This is a genomic window from Bradyrhizobium sp. ORS 375, from assembly GCF_000239775.1.
In the GTDB taxonomy this organism is placed as follows: Bacteria; Pseudomonadota; Alphaproteobacteria; order Rhizobiales; family Xanthobacteraceae; genus Bradyrhizobium.
Genome location: NZ_CAFI01000136.1, coordinates 1 through 16,817, shown reverse-complemented (window position 1 = coordinate 16,817; position 16,817 = coordinate 1). Strand labels below are relative to the sequence as shown.

General features: G+C 66.4%; 15 protein-coding genes. 10 read left to right on the top strand and 5 right to left on the bottom strand.

Translation table 11 applies throughout. The features are described from left to right. Positions 1-1,150, bottom strand: a 1,150-nt coding sequence (locus BRAO375_RS11765; RefSeq protein ID WP_035640046.1) for an MBL fold metallo-hydrolase, incomplete at its 3' end; no start/stop codon positions are given. A gap of 42 nt (positions 1,151-1,192) precedes the next feature. Further along, positions 1,193-2,722 (bottom strand): thymidine phosphorylase family protein, encoded by a 1,530-nt coding sequence (locus BRAO375_RS11760; protein WP_083842469.1) that lies wholly within the window; start codon positions 2,720-2,722, stop codon positions 1,193-1,195. 373 nt (positions 2,723-3,095) lie between these two features. Between BRAO375_RS11760 and BRAO375_RS11755 the strand changes: the two genes are divergently transcribed. Further along, entirely contained in the window at positions 3,096-3,260 is a 165-nt protein-coding gene (locus tag BRAO375_RS11755) for a Flp family type IVb pilin (protein WP_035640044.1), read from the top strand. 133 nt (positions 3,261-3,393) lie between these two features. Here BRAO375_RS11755 and BRAO375_RS11750 read toward each other — a convergent pair whose 3' ends face one another. The 3 genes from BRAO375_RS11750 to ku all read right to left on the bottom strand — a co-directional run bounded on the left by BRAO375_RS11750 (position 3,394) and on the right by ku (position 7,720). Continuing rightward, positions 3,394-4,890 (bottom strand): porin, encoded by a 1,497-nt coding sequence (locus BRAO375_RS11750; RefSeq protein WP_009027690.1) that lies wholly within the window; start codon positions 4,888-4,890, stop codon positions 3,394-3,396. A gap of 386 nt (positions 4,891-5,276) precedes the next feature. Continuing rightward, on the bottom strand, positions 5,277-6,278 hold the full coding sequence (locus BRAO375_RS11745; RefSeq protein WP_009027689.1) for a LysR family transcriptional regulator: 1,002 nt from the start codon (positions 6,276-6,278) through the stop codon (positions 5,277-5,279). Positions 6,279-6,745: 467 nt separating this feature from the next. Then, positions 6,746-7,720, bottom strand: a complete 975-nt coding sequence (gene ku, locus BRAO375_RS11740) for a non-homologous end joining protein Ku (protein ID WP_009027688.1) — start codon at positions 7,718-7,720, stop codon at positions 6,746-6,748. A 264-nt stretch (positions 7,721-7,984) separates the two neighbouring features. Here ku and BRAO375_RS37970 point away from each other — a divergent pair, with 264 nt between their 5' ends. The 9 genes from BRAO375_RS37970 (at position 7,985) to BRAO375_RS11700 (ending at position 16,805) form a co-directional block, all read left to right on the top strand. After that, positions 7,985-8,137 carry a hypothetical protein gene (locus tag BRAO375_RS37970; RefSeq protein WP_009027687.1) on the top strand — a complete coding sequence of 51 codons (153 nt, stop codon included), beginning with the start codon at positions 7,985-7,987 and terminating at the stop codon, positions 8,135-8,137. 279 nt (positions 8,138-8,416) lie between these two features. Continuing rightward, entirely contained in the window at positions 8,417-9,091 is a 675-nt protein-coding gene (locus BRAO375_RS11735; protein ID WP_006614547.1) for a response regulator transcription factor, read from the top strand. Positions 9,092-9,151: 60 nt separating this feature from the next. After that, positions 9,152-10,528, top strand: coding sequence for an ATP-binding protein (locus BRAO375_RS11730; protein WP_035640042.1), 1,377 nt, complete (start codon positions 9,152-9,154; stop codon positions 10,526-10,528). A 110-nt stretch (positions 10,529-10,638) separates the two neighbouring features. After that, complete coding sequence (locus tag BRAO375_RS11725; RefSeq protein ID WP_035640039.1) at positions 10,639-12,126, top strand: hypothetical protein; 1,488 nt, start codon at positions 10,639-10,641, stop codon at positions 12,124-12,126. Between the two features lie 110 nt (positions 12,127-12,236). After that, entirely contained in the window at positions 12,237-12,506 is a 270-nt protein-coding gene (locus tag BRAO375_RS11720) for a hypothetical protein (protein ID WP_009027684.1), read from the top strand. Positions 12,507-12,662: 156 nt separating this feature from the next. Further along, positions 12,663-13,763, top strand: coding sequence for a c-type cytochrome biogenesis protein CcmI (ccmI, locus tag BRAO375_RS11715; protein WP_009027683.1), 1,101 nt, complete (start codon positions 12,663-12,665; stop codon positions 13,761-13,763). A 35-nt stretch (positions 13,764-13,798) separates the two neighbouring features. Further along, positions 13,799-14,335 carry a cytochrome c maturation protein CcmE gene (gene ccmE / locus BRAO375_RS11710; protein ID WP_009027682.1) on the top strand — a complete coding sequence of 179 codons (537 nt, stop codon included), beginning with the start codon at positions 13,799-13,801 and terminating at the stop codon, positions 14,333-14,335. Continuing rightward, the gene (locus BRAO375_RS11705) at positions 14,332-16,311 is read left to right on the top strand and encodes a heme lyase CcmF/NrfE family subunit (protein WP_009027681.1); all 1,980 of its coding nucleotides are present in this window, start codon (positions 14,332-14,334) and stop codon (positions 16,309-16,311) included. Before ccmE ends, BRAO375_RS11705 begins: the two co-directional genes overlap by 4 nt. Positions 16,312-16,316: 5 nt before the next feature. Beyond that, positions 16,317-16,805 carry a cytochrome c-type biogenesis protein gene (locus tag BRAO375_RS11700; protein ID WP_009027680.1) on the top strand — a complete coding sequence of 163 codons (489 nt, stop codon included), beginning with the start codon at positions 16,317-16,319 and terminating at the stop codon, positions 16,803-16,805. Positions 16,806-16,817: the final 12 nt, after the last annotated feature.

Below are 16,817 nucleotides of genomic sequence, written 5' to 3'. Positions count from 1 at the left end.
CGCCGTCCTGCAGGAAACGGCCGAGCGTGCCGTTGGCCTGGTAGCCGACCAGCAGCACGGTGGCGCGGTTATTCCATAGCCAGCGCTTCAGGTGATGACGGATGCGGCCGGCATCGCACATGCCGCTGGCGGCGATGATGATGTGGAAGCCGGTCAGCTTGGCGATCGCCTTGCTCTCGTCGACCGTCTCGGTGAAGCGCAGATGCGGCGACGACAGCAGACGGCCGACATCGCTGCCGCCGTCGAGGCTCTCGGCGTGCGCGCGAAACACCTCGGTGGCGTGGATGGCGAGCGGCGAGTCCAGGAAGATCGGCGCGGCCGGAATGTCGCCGCGCTCCATCAGCTCGACCAGGTCGACGATCAGCTCCTGCGTGCGCTCCACCGCGAAGGCCGGGATCAGCAGCGCGCCCCTGGCGGCTGAGGCGTCGCGCACCTCGGCGGCGAGACGGCCGCGGCGCAGCTCCGGCGTGGTCGGCTCGCGGATGCGGTCGCCGTAGGTGGCTTCCGAGATCACGTAGTCGAACCCTTCCGGCGCCTTGGGATCCGGCTGCAGCAGCTTGGCGTCCGGCCCGACATCGCCTGACGCGAGCAGGCGCAGCGGCGCGCCCTCGGTGCCTTCTCCGGGAAGCTCGATTTCGATCGAGGCGGAGCCCAACAGATGCCCGGCATTCCAGTAGCGGGCGCGAAGGCCGGGGATGATGTCGGTCCATGTCTCATACGCGACCGGCTGGAAGTATTGCAGCGAGGCGAACGCATCGGCCTGGGTATAGATCGGGCTGACCTCGTCGCGTCCACGTGCGACGTTGCGACGATTCAGCGCCAGCACCTCCTGCTCCTGGATGTTGCCGGCGTCGGGCAGCATCCATGAGCACAGGTCGATGGTGCCCCGCGTGGCAAAGATCTTGCCGTCAAAGCCCATGCGCACCAGCTTTGGCAGCAGCCCGCTATGATCGATATGCGCATGCGTCAGCAGTACGGCATCGATGTCGGCGGGCCGGAACGGGAAGTCGCCGTAGTTGAGCGCCTTGAGCGTCTTCTGCCCCTGGAACAGGCCGCAGTCGATCAGGACCTGCCCGTTGTCGGTGCGGATCAGACAGCAGGAGCCGGTGACGGTGTGCGCGGCACCGCAGAAGCGAAGGGTCACACTCATGCGGCGGTCTCCCGAACTGAAATGAGGCGCGGCAATGCCCGGCTACCGATGACCGTTCGGGCCATCGAGGGCATAGCCGTTGTTGGCGCCGGCGGCCGTTGCCGCCAGATCATGCTCCGACGGATCGCAGGTGAACACGCGGTACAGTGGCTCACCCTGATCGACGCGGTCGCCGATCTTCTTGAACAGCCTGATCCCGGCGCCCTTGTTGACGGGAGCGCCGGCGGTGCGAGCCAGGCGGTTGAGCCGCAGGCAGTCGATCGCGGAGACCACGCCGTCGCGCTCCGCTCTCACGTCGAAGGCGAGGTTGCCGAGCTCGCTACGGCACTCCGATGGCCCCTGCGCATCGATGATCCTCTGCATCTGTTTCAGCGCGGCGCCGCTGTCGAGCAGCTCGCGCGCCCTGTTGTAGCCGGCGCCGCCGCGCAGCTTGGGATCATATTCGAGCAGATGCGCCGCGAGCCGCAGCGACTTCTCGCGCAAATCGGCCGGCGCCTGTGGCTCGTTGCCGAGCACCGCCATGACGTCGCGCGCCTCGAGCACCGGGCCGATGCCGTTGCCGATCGGCTGGCGGCCGTCGGTGGTGATCACCTCGACCTTGAGGCCGAAGCGGTCGCCGACGAATTCGAACAGTTTTCGCAGCCGCATCGCCTCTGCGCCGCTGGTGAGCTTGGCGGTCGGGCCGACCGGCAGGTCGAGCAGGAGATGCGTCGAGCCGGCGGCGAGCTTCTTGGACAGGATCGAGGCCACCATCTGCTCGCGGGTGTCGAGGCTCAGCGGCCGCTCGACCGAGATCAGAATGTCGTCGGCCGGCGAGAGGTTGACGTGGCCCCCCCAGATCACGCAGCCGTTGCAGGCAGCGACGATCGTCTTCATCTCCTCGGCTCCGACATTCACCCGCGCCAGCACCTCCATCGTATCGGCGGTGCCGGCCGGCGAGGTGATCGCGCGCGAGGAGGTTTTTGGAATGGTCAGGCCGTGGGCGGCGACGATCGGCACCACCACCATCGAGGTGCGGTTGCCGGGAATGCCGCCGATGCAGTGCTTGTCGACCACGATCGGATCAGGCCATTTCAGCTGCGTGCCCGCATTGGCCATCGCCCGCGTCAGCGCCAGCAGTTCGCCCGAGGTCATGAAGCTGGCCGAGCCGATCAGGAAGGCGGCGATCTCCATGTCGGAATAGCGGTAGTGGGCGAGGTCCTCGATCACGGCCGCGATGGCCTCGTCGCTCAAGGTCTCGCCGCGGATCTTGGCGCGGACCGCCTCCAGGCTCTCGGGCGGGGTGGCCGGCGAGACGGTTGCGAGCGTGCCGGCCGGCTCGGCGAACCGCCGCAGCGCGGGCTCCGACAGGCCGATCTCGTCGGGCCCTACCAGCGCGTCGTCATCGGTGATCAGCAGGGTGGCGAGCAGGGTGCGCGAATTGCAGCGCAGCTCGACCCGGGAAAAGCCGCTGAAGACCTCGGGACGCAAGGCCCGCGAGCGGCGCGAGATCACGACGACGTTCTCGCGCCCGGTATCGAGCGCGACGCTGCGGATCTTGAGCTGGGGGCGGACGGTGTCTGCTGCGGTCATGACGGTCAGAATAAACTTTAGGCCGGCCGTCTCCACGACCGTTGACCCAGATCATGACATGGCATCTGCCGGACAGGCCGAATTTTTTCTAAATGCCTGACGAGAGAATCCGCAAGCAGCAAACGCGCCGCGGCTCGTCCGATGCCGTGGTCGTCGGAAACAAAGCGCAATAAAGTCAGGCGGTTGTGATCAGGTTTGAGCATGGCCTTGCAGCGCCGGCTGTCGTCTTCCGGAGCCAAATCCGGGCGCCGCAGCTACCTGATCCGATTAACTCATTGTTCAAGCCGATGGCGCAGGGTTCAGCCGGGGCGTCCGTCCCGGCTTGGCGCGCCCTTCTGGCGCATCAGATGATCGAGCCCGACCGGAGTGGTAGATGCGGCAGTTGATTGCGAGCTTCCTCAGAAATCAGGCTGGCGCGACCTCGATCGAATACGCGATCATTGCCGGCGGGCTGAGCATCGTGATCCTGGCGGCCGTCAACGGTCTGGGATCCGGCCTGAGCAGCAAGTTCACGTCCATCAACAGCTCGATCAAGTAATCGACCTCGCTGCTGCGCAAGCCCTCTTCATTTCTCCTCATGTGATCGATCCGTCTGCCGCTTGAAGCACGAGCTTCCGGCGGGGCATCGCCGGAAGCTCGTGGCTTGGTCGGAGGCTCGATCGTGCCGCGCGTCAGAAGTTGCGCTGCGCCCGCAGCAGCATGCTCACCGTGTCCTGGTCCTTGAGCTGGTAGACGGCGGCCGGCTTCGCCGTGCTTGCGACAGCCGGAGCGATCGCGGTGCCCGAATATTTCTGGTCGAGGTGGCTGTAGGTGACGTCGGCCGAGAAGGTCAGCCCCTTGACCGGCGTCCAGCGGGTGATGACGCCGATCTGGCCGAGATTGAAGTCGGGGTTGCAGGTCGAGCCCGCCGTCAGCATTCCGGTGGCGGCGATGCCGGCGCAGATCAGGCCCGCCCCAGTCTGCCCATAATGTACCTGGGCATAGGCGCCATACAGCGCCGAATTCCAGCGCGGATCCCAATTATGAGTGAAAGCGCCGCGCATGCCCCAGGTCTGCACGGTCGAGAGACCGGTGCCGGTGCTGAACACCGCGTCGGCCACACCGGCGAAGCCGATGCTCTGATAGGCGCCGGCCACGTTGGTGCCGCCATACATCGAATAGGTGGTGTTGGCGAGGCTCTGGAAGTTGTAGCGGCTCGCGCCGTCCGTATAGACCGCCTGCAGGGTGAGGACGTCGCCCGGTCCGGTCGGAATGTTCTTGACCGACAGCGCAAGCTGTGCGGCCCAGCCCCATTTGTCGGACGGGTGACCCGAGGTCTCGGTCGCACCATAATAGGCGGCGTGATTGTCATGCGCGGCGAACGACGCCTGGAAGACGCCCCACGCCTGGTCGACACGGACCATGCCGATGATGTCGGGCGCGACGGTGCCACCGAACGCGCTCGAGCCGTAATTGCCGCCGAGCACGCCGGCCGTGGTGATTCCGGAGGTGTTCCAGATGTTGGTGGTGAAGAATTGCGTCTGGTCCTCGAGCGACACGGCGGCGGTGATGCCCTGGCCGAGATCGGCCGTGTAGGTGAACTGGTTGACGCCGTTGTTGGAGCCGCTGCCGCCGACGAGGCCGTCGAAATTGTTGCCGGGATAGTTGGTCCAGGGCGCGTCGAACGTCGACACCGCCTTGCCCATGGTGAAGCCGGCAAACTGGATGAAGGCGTAGTAGACGCCCACGGTGCTGCCCGAGATCGCGTCACCGGTGTACGACGTCGTGCCGGGGCCGGCGCCCGCATAGGAGCCGGAGGTCCAGCTGAACACGGCATCGAAATAGGTGCGGACGACGCCGTATTCGGTCGCGGTGCGCGTATCGATGTTCAGGTCCTGGCGGGCACGGGTCTGATAGCGGTTGCTGAGACGGTTGTCCGCGCCGGCCACGCCGCTATAGGCGCCGCCATAGTTGCTGTTGGTCCATAGCGCGGTCTCGGCACGCAGATAGCCGCCGAGCTTGATGCAGGTGTCGGTGCCCGGCATGTAGTAGAAGCCGGTTCCATAGAGCGAGCACACCTTCACGTATTCGACCGCTTTGGCCTTGATCGGAAGGTCCGCGGCCTGGGCCGCTGCGGCGGACAATAGCACTGCCCCCGTTCCGAGAAGCAGGCCCCTCAACGTCTTCATTAAAATCTCCCCGTTGGATCGGCGACCGCGCGTCCCTGCGTGCCGCCTCTGGCGAAGCCAGAACTTGCTCCTGCACCCACCTGCATCGGTGCGGGCCGATCGGCCGCGACCTTGGAGCGATGGATGATGTGCGCACGAGCCTGTTTCAGACTCGTGAATCCGGTGTCGGTCGCGGGTGTTTGTCGCAACCGTGGTGAACACGCCGTCTGCTTGCACCAGGTTCGGCCCGATCACGCCGCCGTTCTGACGCTGGCGTGTCCATTTGTTAATGGTGCTAATCGTGAATAGGGTAGGTGGGATTCCCGAACAATCCCGCGTCATATCGCATGGGTCATGCGTTGGCGCCGCCGCGAGTGACGGACGTGCGTCTCGTCTCTGCATCGATGTCAGCTTCGGTTGGACTCCATAGGGAGCGCCGAACGATGTGACGGTGCCGTGACAAGCGCCTGTTTGTCGTCCTCGTTCACGGACGGAATCAGGTCCGGCGTGCCGGAGCTGCGCCATCGCTTGACGAAATCGAGAAAGACCTGGAGCGGCATCGGCGGCTGCCGTCGGCTCGGGTGATACAGGAACAGCCCGCCGGTCGCGTACTCCCAGCCGGGAAGCAGCCGCACCAACCGGCCCTCGGCAACATGGGCCTGGATCATCGGCTCGACGAGATAGGCGATACCGACGCCGTCGAGCGCAGCATTCAGCGCCAGATCGAAGTCGTTGACGATCAGCGAGCCGTCCACAGCGATTTCGGCGCGCTGCGCACCGTTGTCGAAGATCCACGGCTGCAGCGTATCGTCCGCCGGCGCGCGATGCCGGATGCAGTTGTGATCCCTGAGGTGGTCGGGAACGATCGGCGCCGGGTGCGACGCGAGATAGTGGGGAGAGGCGACCGCCACAAAGCTGCAATCCTCGAACACGCGGATGACCTTCATGTCGCGCTCGACGCGGTGCCCGGCGCGAATGCCGGCATCGAAGCGGTTGCGCACGATGTCACTGTTGGTGTCGTCGACCGCGAGCTCGAGATTGATGCCCGGGTATTCGGCGAGGAATGCGCGAATGAGCGGCCCGAGCCCGCGCAGAGCGAACACGCGCGACACGGTCAGGCGCAGCGTCCCCACCGGCTTGTCGCGGAAGGCATTGATGCTCTCGATCGCCTGATCGACGCGCTCCAGGATCGGCTGAATCTCTGCCAGCAGCCGCTCACCGGCCTCTGTGAGTGCCACGCTGCGCGTGGTGCGATTGAACAGCCTGACGTCCAGGCGCTCCTCGAGGCTCTTGATGGTCTGGCTGATGGTGGGCAGGGAGCAACCGAGATGGGCGGCAGCCCTGGTGAAGCTCAATGAGTCCGCAACGGCCGCGAACGCCGAGAGCTCAGACAGTTGAACGCGCGACATGGACTAATCGCGCCGCATCCGGCCATTGTTCTCCCGGATTTGGTTCTCAACATGCTGAAACATCGACATCCCCCTGACACGCCGCGTCGCGCAGCTGGGACGACTCCGCCACTGTCGTTCCACATCAACACTCATCCGGCTCGCTGCTCGCGAGAGCCGCGCCGGATCGTCACCCGCGCCGCAGAGCTAGGCGTCCGATGGTCATTTCGCAAGCATCGAGACCTCTCCGTCGCGATCACAAATCCGCGCCCGGTCGCAGCAACGGCATTGTCGGAGCCAGTCACCTGAGTTGGACCGGTTTCCCCGCGCCAGAGAACCGCGCGTGACCTGCAAGCCTTGCGTGATGTCCGTTGGCTCGAGCCCGCGCAAGCGCAAGTCTGAAACAGGCGGAACTCTGCCTGAACTTGGTTTACGCGAGCTGGCGCGACTCTCGGCGGCGCGGCCGCCGGAGTAGCTTGCGGTGTCGCTCAGCTCGCCTTGCGCGAGCGCGCCGTCGTCCGGGCCGCCTTCTCGGCCTTTTTCGGCTCTTCGACCTTCTTCGGTTCGTCCTTGGCCTTCTTGCCGCTGATCGGCAGCAGCATCTCGCGCTGGCCTTCGACGCGCTTCTTCGCCTTCTTGGGTTTCGCCTTCGCGGCAGGGGCCGACGCGGCGGGCGCCTTGTCACCTTCGCTGGCCAGGCTGCGCTTCAGTGCATCCATCAGGTTGATGACGTTGCCGCTCGACTTCGGCGCCGCCTTGGCGGTGATGGTCACGCCGTTGCGCTTCTTGTTGATCAGTTCGACCAGCGCAGCCTCGTAGTGATCTTCAAAGTTCTCCGGCTGGAAGTCGGCCGATTTCTTCTCGACGATATGCTTGGCTAGATCCAGCATGTCGCTGGTGATCTTCACGTCCTGGATGTCGTCGAAATATTCGTCCTCGCTGCGCACCTCGTAGGGATATCGGAGCAGCGTGCCCATGAGACCCTTGCCGAGCGGCTCCATCGCGATGATGTGCTCGCGGTTGGTCAGCACCACGCGGCCGATCGCGACCTTGTCCATGCTGCGGATGGTCTCGCGAATGACGGCGAACGCGTCATGGCCGACCTTGCCGTCGGGAACGAGATAATAGGGGCGGATCAGATAACGGCTGTCGATGTCGGTCCGCGGCACGAACTCGTCGATCTCGATCGTGTGCGTCGATTCCAGCGCGATGTCCTCGAGCTCGTCCTTGGTGACCTCGATATAGGTGTCGGTGTCGACCTTGTAGCCCTTGACGATATCCTCGTTGGCGACTTCCTCGCCGGTCTCGGCGTCGACCCGGCTGTATTTGATGCGATGGCCGGTCTTGCGGTTGATCTGGTTGAAGGAGACCTTCTCGGATTCCGACGTCGCCGGGTACAGCGCGACCGGACAGGTCACGAGCGACAGCCGCAGAAAACCCTTCCAATTGGCGCGCGGGGCCATTGTTCAACTCCACTCAACTGCAAACTGACGGGCGCAAACTGACGGGCGTGCTCCCGGGACCGGGCTGCTGCGGACGTAGTTGTCGCGGCGGCCGCGAGGATAACATCGCAGCCCCCGGATTCAACAAGCGTAGCTGCAGATTCTGAGAGCGGCGTTAACTGGTCGCAGCCGTCCCTGACACCGGAACCTCATCTGGTGGCCGACGTTGCCGATGAGAGAACGCGATACCGCGTTCGAGATCGATACCAGCGAGCTGAGGGCACCATGGCAACAAGACGAGGGTCGCAGATCGTCGAAACTCCAACCGAAGCCCGGCAGGGTGAGCCCGGCCCGTCGGTGCTGGCCATGCTGGCCATCTCCACGGGGCTGGCGCTGCTGGTCCTGGGCCTGGTGTGGTTCGTCTTCTTCCACACCTGACAGACGCCGTGAGGACGGCTGCTGAGCGTCGGCGCCTTCTCCGTCGTGTCCGGCCGACACCTGTCGCGTGACTAACCCAGCCCGGCCATCCCAATGGCCGGGCTTTTCATCGTGGTGTCCCAGAGCTTATATCCGCCTCAATTCTGTCGGCCCTTGCCGGCGGTCCCGCCGAGATGACCAAAAAGTAAGGTCATCGGCCGGGTTCCGTTCATGCACGGTTCACGGCCTTCCGGTTCATCTTGAGGGCGGAAATCGTGCAGTTCAGCTTTGGAGGCAAGCGTGCGTCTGCTCGTTGTCGAGGACGATCCGGATCTCAACCGCCAACTCACCACGGCGTTGAGCGACGCCGGCTACGTCGTGGACCGTGCGTTCGATGGTGAAGAGGGGCACTACCTGGGCGACAGCGAGCCCTACGACGCGGTCGTGCTCGACATCGGTCTGCCGAAAATGGACGGCATCTCGGTGCTGGAAGCGTGGCGGCGCAACGGCCGGGCGATGCCCGTCCTGATCCTCACCGCCCGCGATCGCTGGAGCGACAAGGTGCAGGGCTTCGATGCCGGCGCCGACGACTATGTCGCCAAGCCGTTCCACCTGGAGGAGGTGCTGGCGCGCATCCGTGCGCTGCTGCGCCGCTCGGCTGGCCATGCCCAGAGCGAACTGACCTGCGGACCGGTGACGCTCGACACCCGCACGGGTAAGGTCAGCGTGTCAGGCAATCCCGTCAAGATGACCTCACATGAATACCGCCTGTTGTCCTATCTGATGCATCACTCCGGCCGCGTTGTCTCGCGCAGCGAGCTGGTCGAGCATCTCTACGACCAGGACTTCGATCGCGACTCGAACACCATCGAGGTGTTCGTGGGGCGTATCCGCAAGAAGCTCGACTGCGACGTCATCCAGACCGTCCGCGGCCTTGGCTATCTCCTGACCCCGCCACCGGCTGCGGGCGCCTGATCCGTCCCGGTGCCCGCCATTGAGGTGGCCGGGCGCCGGCCGTTTCGCTAATTTGCGGTCATGCGCCAGAGTTCACTTGCCACCCGGTTGTTCCTGTCCGCGACCGCGTGGCTCGTGGTCATCCTCGCCATCACCGGCATCGTGCTGTCCTCGGTCTATCGCAACGCCACCGAGCGGGCGTTCGACCGCCGGCTGAATCTCTATCTCCGCACCCTGATCGCCGAGGTCGCGACCCCCGACGACCCGCCGGACCGGCAATTCCAGTCGCTCGGCGAGCCCCTGTTCGAACTTCCGCTGTCCGGCTGGTACTGGCAGATCACCCGCACCGACACCGAGAAGCCCGAGGTGCGGGCCTCGCGCTCGCTCTGGGACAAGAAGCTGCCCAAGCTCGAGGAACAGGGGATCGAGCTGAGCGGTGCCGGTATCCGGATCGGTTATGTCGAGGGACCCGAGAATCAGGACCTGCGCATGGTCGAGCGTCCGGTCGATCTCGGCTCCGACGGCAAATTCCTGGTCAGCGTCGCCGGTGATGCCTCGGAGATCTTCGACGAGACCCGCAGCTTCGACTATTACCTCGGCGGCACCTTCACCGCGCTCGGCATCGTCCTGCTGCTGACGACCATCTTCCAGGTGCGTTACGGCCTTGCGCCGCTGAAGCGGATCTCCGAATCGATCGCCGACATCCGCTCCGGTCGCGCCGAGCGGTTGGAGGGCGAATTTCCGGTCGAGATCGCGCCGCTGGCGCGCGAGACCAATGCGCTGATCGATGCCAATCGCGAGATCGTCGAGCGCGCGCGCACCCATGTCGGCAACCTCGCCCACGCCATCAAGACGCCGCTGTCGGTGATCGTCAACGAGGCCACGACCCATGCGGCCGATCCGTTCGCCGCCAAGGTCATGGAGCAGGCCGACGTGATGCGCGACCAGGTCGCGCACCATCTGGAGCGGGCGCGGATCGCGGCGCGCGTCACCATCGTGTCGACGGTGACGGAGGTGGCGCCGGCGATCGAGGCGCTGCGCCGCACCATGGAGAAGATCTATCGTGATCGCAGCATCGCGGTCGAGGCGACTGCCGATGCTGCCGCACGCTTCCGCGGCGAACGCCAGGACCTGGAGGAGATGGTCGGCAATCTCGTCGACAATGCCTGCAAATGGGCGACCTCGCGCGTGTCGGTCGAGGTCACCGTGGAGCCGCCGGCCCAGGCAGGGGCGACCTCGACCTTGCGCATCGTTGTCGACGATGACGGTCGCGGCCTGTCGGCCGCCGAGCGCGCTCAGGTGCTGCGGCGCGGCCAGCGGCTGGACGAGTCCAAGCCGGGGTCGGGCCTCGGGCTGTCGATCGTCACCGATCTGGCCGCGCTGTACGGTGGCCGCCTCACGCTGGGGGATGCGCCGATCGGGGGCCTGCGGGCCGAGCTGAGGCTGCCCGGCGTTTGACGGAGCGGCGAATTTCGCCATCCTAAAGGTCTTCTTAACATCGCGGACGGTAAGGTTGGTGCAGGGGTGCGCGATGTGCGCTCTCGCCGTGGAAATTTGCACGCCGGCGCATGGGTCAGACAGCTCACGAGCGGTTAAGAGAATATCTCGGGCAGCTGCCGCCGAGCGCGCAGTCGCTCCTGATGCGCGAGTTCGAGCGTGCCATCGAGCGCGGCCAGGACGTGGCCGTGGCCACCATGGTGCTCGAGCAGTTGCGCAAGGTCGTGCGCCCGGTAGCCCCCGCCGTCGCGGCCGCTCCCGCCGCCGCTCAGCCCGCCGCAGCCGAACCGGTTCGCCCACCGCCCGCGATCGAGGTTGCCCGTGCCCCGTCGCGCGAGGACCGCCGCCAGAGCGGCGACGGGCCGCGCCGCCTGTTCCGGCCGCTCGAGCCGTTTCTCACCGATTCGACCGGTCCGCTGCGTCCCGGCCAGATCCGCCGCGCCTCTCTGCTCGCCGTCTGGCAGTGGCTTGGCCGCGAAGGCGCGCCGGAGCGCTATGCCGAGTTTGACGCCGCGATGTCGGCATCAAGCGAGAGCTCGCGCGAGGTCGAGATGGCCGCGCGCAAGCTGCAGCTCGCCGCCGCCGAGGCCTTGATGAAGCTGGTCGGCCCCAACGCCACCGGCGACCGCCAGCGCCTGCTCGCCCGCATTGGCGCGCCGAGCGTGATCGAGGACCTGCTGCCGATCGCGCTCGTGCTGCAGAACCGCGAGGCGCTCGACGGTCTCAACGGGCGGTTGCCCGGCATCATCCGCGTGCTCGGCGATTCCCAGATCGCTTCCGTGTCCGATGCCATCAACGTGCCGTCGCTGCAGACGCCCGCGATGCTGCCGTTCGCGTTGTCGCTGGTGATGCAGCGGCTCGCCGCGCCGTGGCAGATCATTCGCCTGGCCACCAAGATCGCCGCCTCCGACGACGAGATCCGGGTCGCGGCGACGCCGTTCGGCATCGCCGTGACGATCGCGCTGAACGACCTCGCCAACCTCGCCTCGGTGCTGCGCGCCGACATCCGGCGCGGGCACTTCGCCAATCTCGGCGACACGCTGAAGAGCCTGCATGACGGCGTCCGCGGCCTGCGCACCGAGCTCGACCTGCGCTCGGAATCGAGCTGGGGCAAGCAGCTCACCGCGATCCGCGCCGACATCTCCAATGCGCTACAATCTGAGATTGATAGCGTGCCTGGCCGGGCCCGCCGCATCCTGCGCCAGCGCGCCGACAAGGACATCCCGGCCGGCGCCGGCGTCGACACCGGCGAGGTCGAGGAGGTCGCCGCCTTGATCGAGTTCGTCGCGGTGTGCCGCAACTATGCCAGCGAGCTCGCGATCAACGAGGTCACGCTGCGAACCTATACCGACCTGCAGCAATACGTCGAGAAGGCCACCGAGGCGCTGGTCCAGTCGCTGCGTTCCGGCGATGCGCGGGCGCGCGCCTATCGGCAGTCGCAGGTCTCGGCGGCGATCCGATTCTGTCACGTCCTGTTCGGCAACGATTATGCTCAATTGATGAGCCGGTCCGCCGAAAATGCCCTCAACGGCGAGCGAAAATCCTCGCGCGCCGGCTAGTACTTTCTGGCTATAGTCTGATTGTTTCGCATACGCAATTTTAGGTTGACCGCATCCTGCGGCCGCGCATAGGTTCCCGCCGTCCGGTTCCATATTTTTTCATCAAGACCATGATTTCCACCATCAACTTCGTCGAGGTCGAGAACCGCGTCGTCAGCGCGACCTATCGCAACCTCATGATCAAGGCCAAGGTCGTGCTCGTCGACAAGACGAGCGGGACGCCATTGCTCGACCCCGTCACCACCATCGCGTCCCCGGTCCCGGTGGGCTCGTTGCGCATCCGTCTCAATGATCATGTCAGGCCGGGGACCTATTTCCTGGTGGCGCTCAACGGGCACGGCAGCTATCTCGCCAAGAGCGCCGAGTTCGAGGTCCCGTAATTACGTAATCCTCCTGAGTTTTTCGGGGCGGAGGGCTGGGCTACCAGGGCGGCAATTGTGAATTGCCGCCGGGAACGCTGCTGGCTAAAAGCGGCGCAACGGGCGCCCCGCCGGTGGGCGCCGACTGGAACTCTGTCCGATGACGCGTTGGCTCCGATGACGCTTTGGTTCGTGTTCGCCGTGATGACGGCCGCGGCGATCTTCGCCGTGCTGCTGCCGCTCGGGCTCGGCGCGCGCCACCTCTCGGACGGCCGCGAGGTCGCGGTCTACAAGGACCAGCTGGCCGAGATCGAGCGTGACGTCGAAACCGGGCTGATCGGCAAGGTCGAGGCGGAGGCCGCGCGGGTCGAGATCGGCCGCCGGCTGCTGGCCGCCGCCGACCAGGAGGGCGAGGTCGCCGCCAAGCCGAGCCTCGGCCTGCGCAGGGTCGCGGCGGTGGTGGCGTTGATCGGCGTGCCGGTCGTGGCGCTCGCGGTGTATCTGCCGCTCGGCTCGCCGCAATTGCCGGACTTTCCGCTGACCGCACGCGCCAAGACGCCCGACGGCTCGCAGCCGCTGGAGAACCTGGTGTCGCAGGTCGAGCAGCATCTGCAGAAGAACCCGACCGACGGCCGCGGCTGGACGGTGCTCGCCCCGGTGCTGGCGCGGCTCGGCCGCACCGAGGACGCGATCCGCGCCTATCGCAACATGATCACTTATGCTGGCGACGGCGCCGCCAAGCGCGCCGATCTCGGCGAGGTGATCACGGCTGCCGCGGGCGGCGTGGTCACCGCCGAGGCCAAGGCCGAGTTCGAGCGCGGCCATGCGCTCGACGCCGACGAGCCCAAGGCCAACTATTATCTCGGACTGGCCGCCGAACAGGACGGCCGCAAGGACGATGCCGCCAACATCTGGCGCGCGATGCTGAGCAAGGGCCCGGCGGATGCGCCGTGGCGGCCGCTGGTCAGCGCCGCGCTCGCCCGGATCGGCGGCGGCGAGGCGCCGGCGCTGCCGAACGAGGCAATGGCCGCCGCCAAGGACATGAGCGCAGATGACCGCGACGCGATGATCCGCGGCATGGTCGATCGGCTCGCGACGCGGCTGAAGCAGAATGGCGACGACGTCGAGGGCTGGCTGCGGCTGGTGCGCGCTTATGTCGTGATGGGTGATCTCGACAAGGCCAAGTCAGCGTTATCCGATGCGCGGCAGGCCGTGAAGGATGCCGATCGGTTGCGCCAGCTCAACGAGGGCGTGAAGACGTTCGGGCTGGATGGATGAGGAGCGGCGCGTCCGCCGCCAACGGGATCTAAGGGATGACACGCAAGCAGAGGCGTTTGACGATCATCGGCGGGGCGCTGTTCGTGCTCGCGGTCGCAGCCGGGCTGGTCCTGAACGCGCTGCGCGACTCCATCGTGTTCTTCTCGACGCCGACCATGGTCGCGGAGAAACACGTTCCCGCGGGCAAGCGCTTCCGGTTGGGCGGCCTGGTGCAGCCGGGCTCCCTGAAGCGCGGCGACGATCTCGCGGTGACGTTTGAAGTGGCCGATGGCGGCGCCAAGCTGCCGGTCGCCTACAAGGGCATCCTGCCGGACCTGTTCCGTGAAGGGCAGGGCGTCGTCGCCGAGGGCGCGCTTGATGCCAACGGCGTGTTCAAGGCCGACACCGTGCTGGCGAAGCATGACGAGACCTACATGCCGAAGGAAGTCGCCGACAGCCTGAAGAAGCAGGGCCATTGGAAGGACGATTACGGCAAGCCGAAAGGCGCGGCCAAGCCAGCCGGCGCAGCCACACCAAGTCCGGTGTCGATGCGCGACGGTCAGGAGAAGTCGGCCGCAGGAGCGACGCAGTGATTGCAGAGAGCGGACATTATGCCCTGGTGCTGGCGCTCGCGCTGGCGCTGATCCAGTCGACCGTGCCGATGCTCGGCGCCGCCCAACGCGACGTCGCGCTGATGAATGTCGGCCGCTCGGCGGCGCTGGCGCAGGTGCTGTTCGCCGGCCTGTCCTTCATCGCGCTGATCACCCTGCACGTGACCTCGGACTTCTCCGTCGCCAACGTGTTCGAGAACTCGCACTCGATGAAGCCGCTGCTCTACAAGATCACCGGCGTCTGGGGAAACCATGAAGGCTCGATGCTGCTGTGGGTGTCGATCCTGGCGTTGTTCGGCGCCATGGTCGCGCTGTTCGGCAACAATCTGCCGCTGTCGTTGCGTGCCCGCGTGCTCGCGGTGCAGGCCTGGGTCGCGACCGCGTTCTACCTGTTCATCCTGACCACCTCGAATCCCTTTGCCCGTCTGGCCAATCCACCGANCGAGGGCCGCGACCTCAATCCGGTGCTGCAGGACATCGGCCTCGCCGTGCATCCGCCGATGCTCTATCTCGGCTATGTCGGCTTCTCGATCTCATTCTCCTTCGCCATCGCCGCGCTGATCGAGGGCCGCATCGATGCGGCCTGGGCGCGCTGGGTGCGGCCGTGGACCCTGATGGCCTGGATCTTCCTGACGCTCGGCATCGCCATGGGCTCGTACTGGGCCTATTACGAGCTCGGCTGGGGCGGCTGGTGGTTCTGGGACCCCGTGGAGAACGCCTCGCTGATGCCCTGGCTCGCCGGCACCGCGCTGCTGCACTCCGCGCTCGTCATGGAGAAGCGCAACGCGCTCAAGGTCTGGACCATCCTGCTGTCGATCCTGACCTTCTCGCTGTCGCTGCTCGGCACCTTCCTGGTGCGCTCCGGCGTCATCACCTCGGTGCATGCCTTCGCCAGCGATCCGACGCGCGGCGTGTTCATCCTCGGCATCCTCGTGCTGTTCATCGGCGGCAGCCTCACGCTGTTCGCCGGCCGCGCCACCGCGCTGAAGCAGGGCGGGCTGTTCGCGCCGATCTCGCGCGAGGGCGCGCTGGTGCTGAACAACCTGCTGCTCACGGTGTCCTGCGCCACCGTGCTGTTCGGCACGCTGTATCCCGTCATCATGGAAGCGCTGGACTTCAAGCTCTCGGTCGGCGCGCCGTTCTACAATCTCACCTTCGGCCCGCTGTTCGCGCTGTTGCTGCTGATGGTGCCGTTCGGCCCGATGCTGGCGTGGAAGCGCGGTGATCTCTTGGCTGCCACGCAGCGGCTGCTCGCCGCCGGCGTCGTCTCGCTGGTCGCGATCGCGATCGCTTGGGCCTGGGCGCGCGGCGGCAGCGCGCTGGCGCCGCTCGGTATCGGCTTGGGCGTGTTCGTCATCGTCGGCGCCATCGTCGATCTGGTCGAGCGCAGCGGCATCACCCGCGTGCCGGTCAAGATCGCGCTGCATCGCACGCGTGGCCTGCCGCGCTCGGTGTGGGGCACGGCCTTCGCCCATGCCGGCCTCGGCGTGGCGCTGCTCGGCATCGTCTGCGAGACCACCTGGAACAGCGAGCTGATCTCGACCTTGCGTCCGGGCGACATGCGCAACCTCGCCGGCTACCAGATCAAGTTCGACGGCATGACCCAGCGCCAGGGCCCGAACTTCACCGAGGTGATCAGCACCTTCGTCATCAGCGAGGACGGCAAGCAGCTCGCGGTGATGACGCCCTCCAAGCGCAGCTTTGCGACCCGCGGCATGTCGACCACCGAAGCCGCGCTGCTGACCCGTGGCGTCAGCCAGCTCTACGTCTCGCTCGGCGACACCACGGCCGATGGCGGGCTTGCCGTGCGTATCTATCACAAGCCGCTGGTGCTGCTGATCTGGTTCGGTCCGGTGCTGATGGCGTTCGGCGGCTTGCTGTCGCTATCCGATCGCCGCCTGCGTGTTGGCGCGCCGCGGCCGGCCCGCGCCGCGCGTGCCTTGCAGCCGGCGGAGTAGGGCGGATGCGACGCATTCTCGGTTCTATCGTGCTCGCGCTGCTGCTGATCGGCGCGCCGCTGGCGCATGCCGTTCAGCCCGACGAGGTGATGTCGGACACGGCGAAGGAGCAGCGCGCCCGCGCGCTGTCGCGCGAACTGCGCTGCATGGTCTGCCAGAACCAGTCGATCGACGATTCCGACGCGCCTTTGGCCCGCGACCTGCGCCTGCTGGTGCGCGAGCGCCTCGCCGCCGGTGACAGTGACAATCAGGTGCTCGACTTCCTGGTCGCCCGCTACGGCCAGTTCGTGCTGCTCAAGCCGCGCTTCGAGCGCCAGACGCTGCTGCTGTGGCTGCTGCCCCCGGTGCTGCTGCTCGGCGGCGGCCTGGCGCTGTGGTGGCAGGTCCGCCGCCGCGGCCAGCGCGGCACGGAGGCGACGCCGAAGCTGACGGCGGACGAGGAGGCGCGGCTCGCCGCGCTGATGGCCGCCGAGCAGCAGCCGCCGGCGACGTAGTTCTCTACGTCA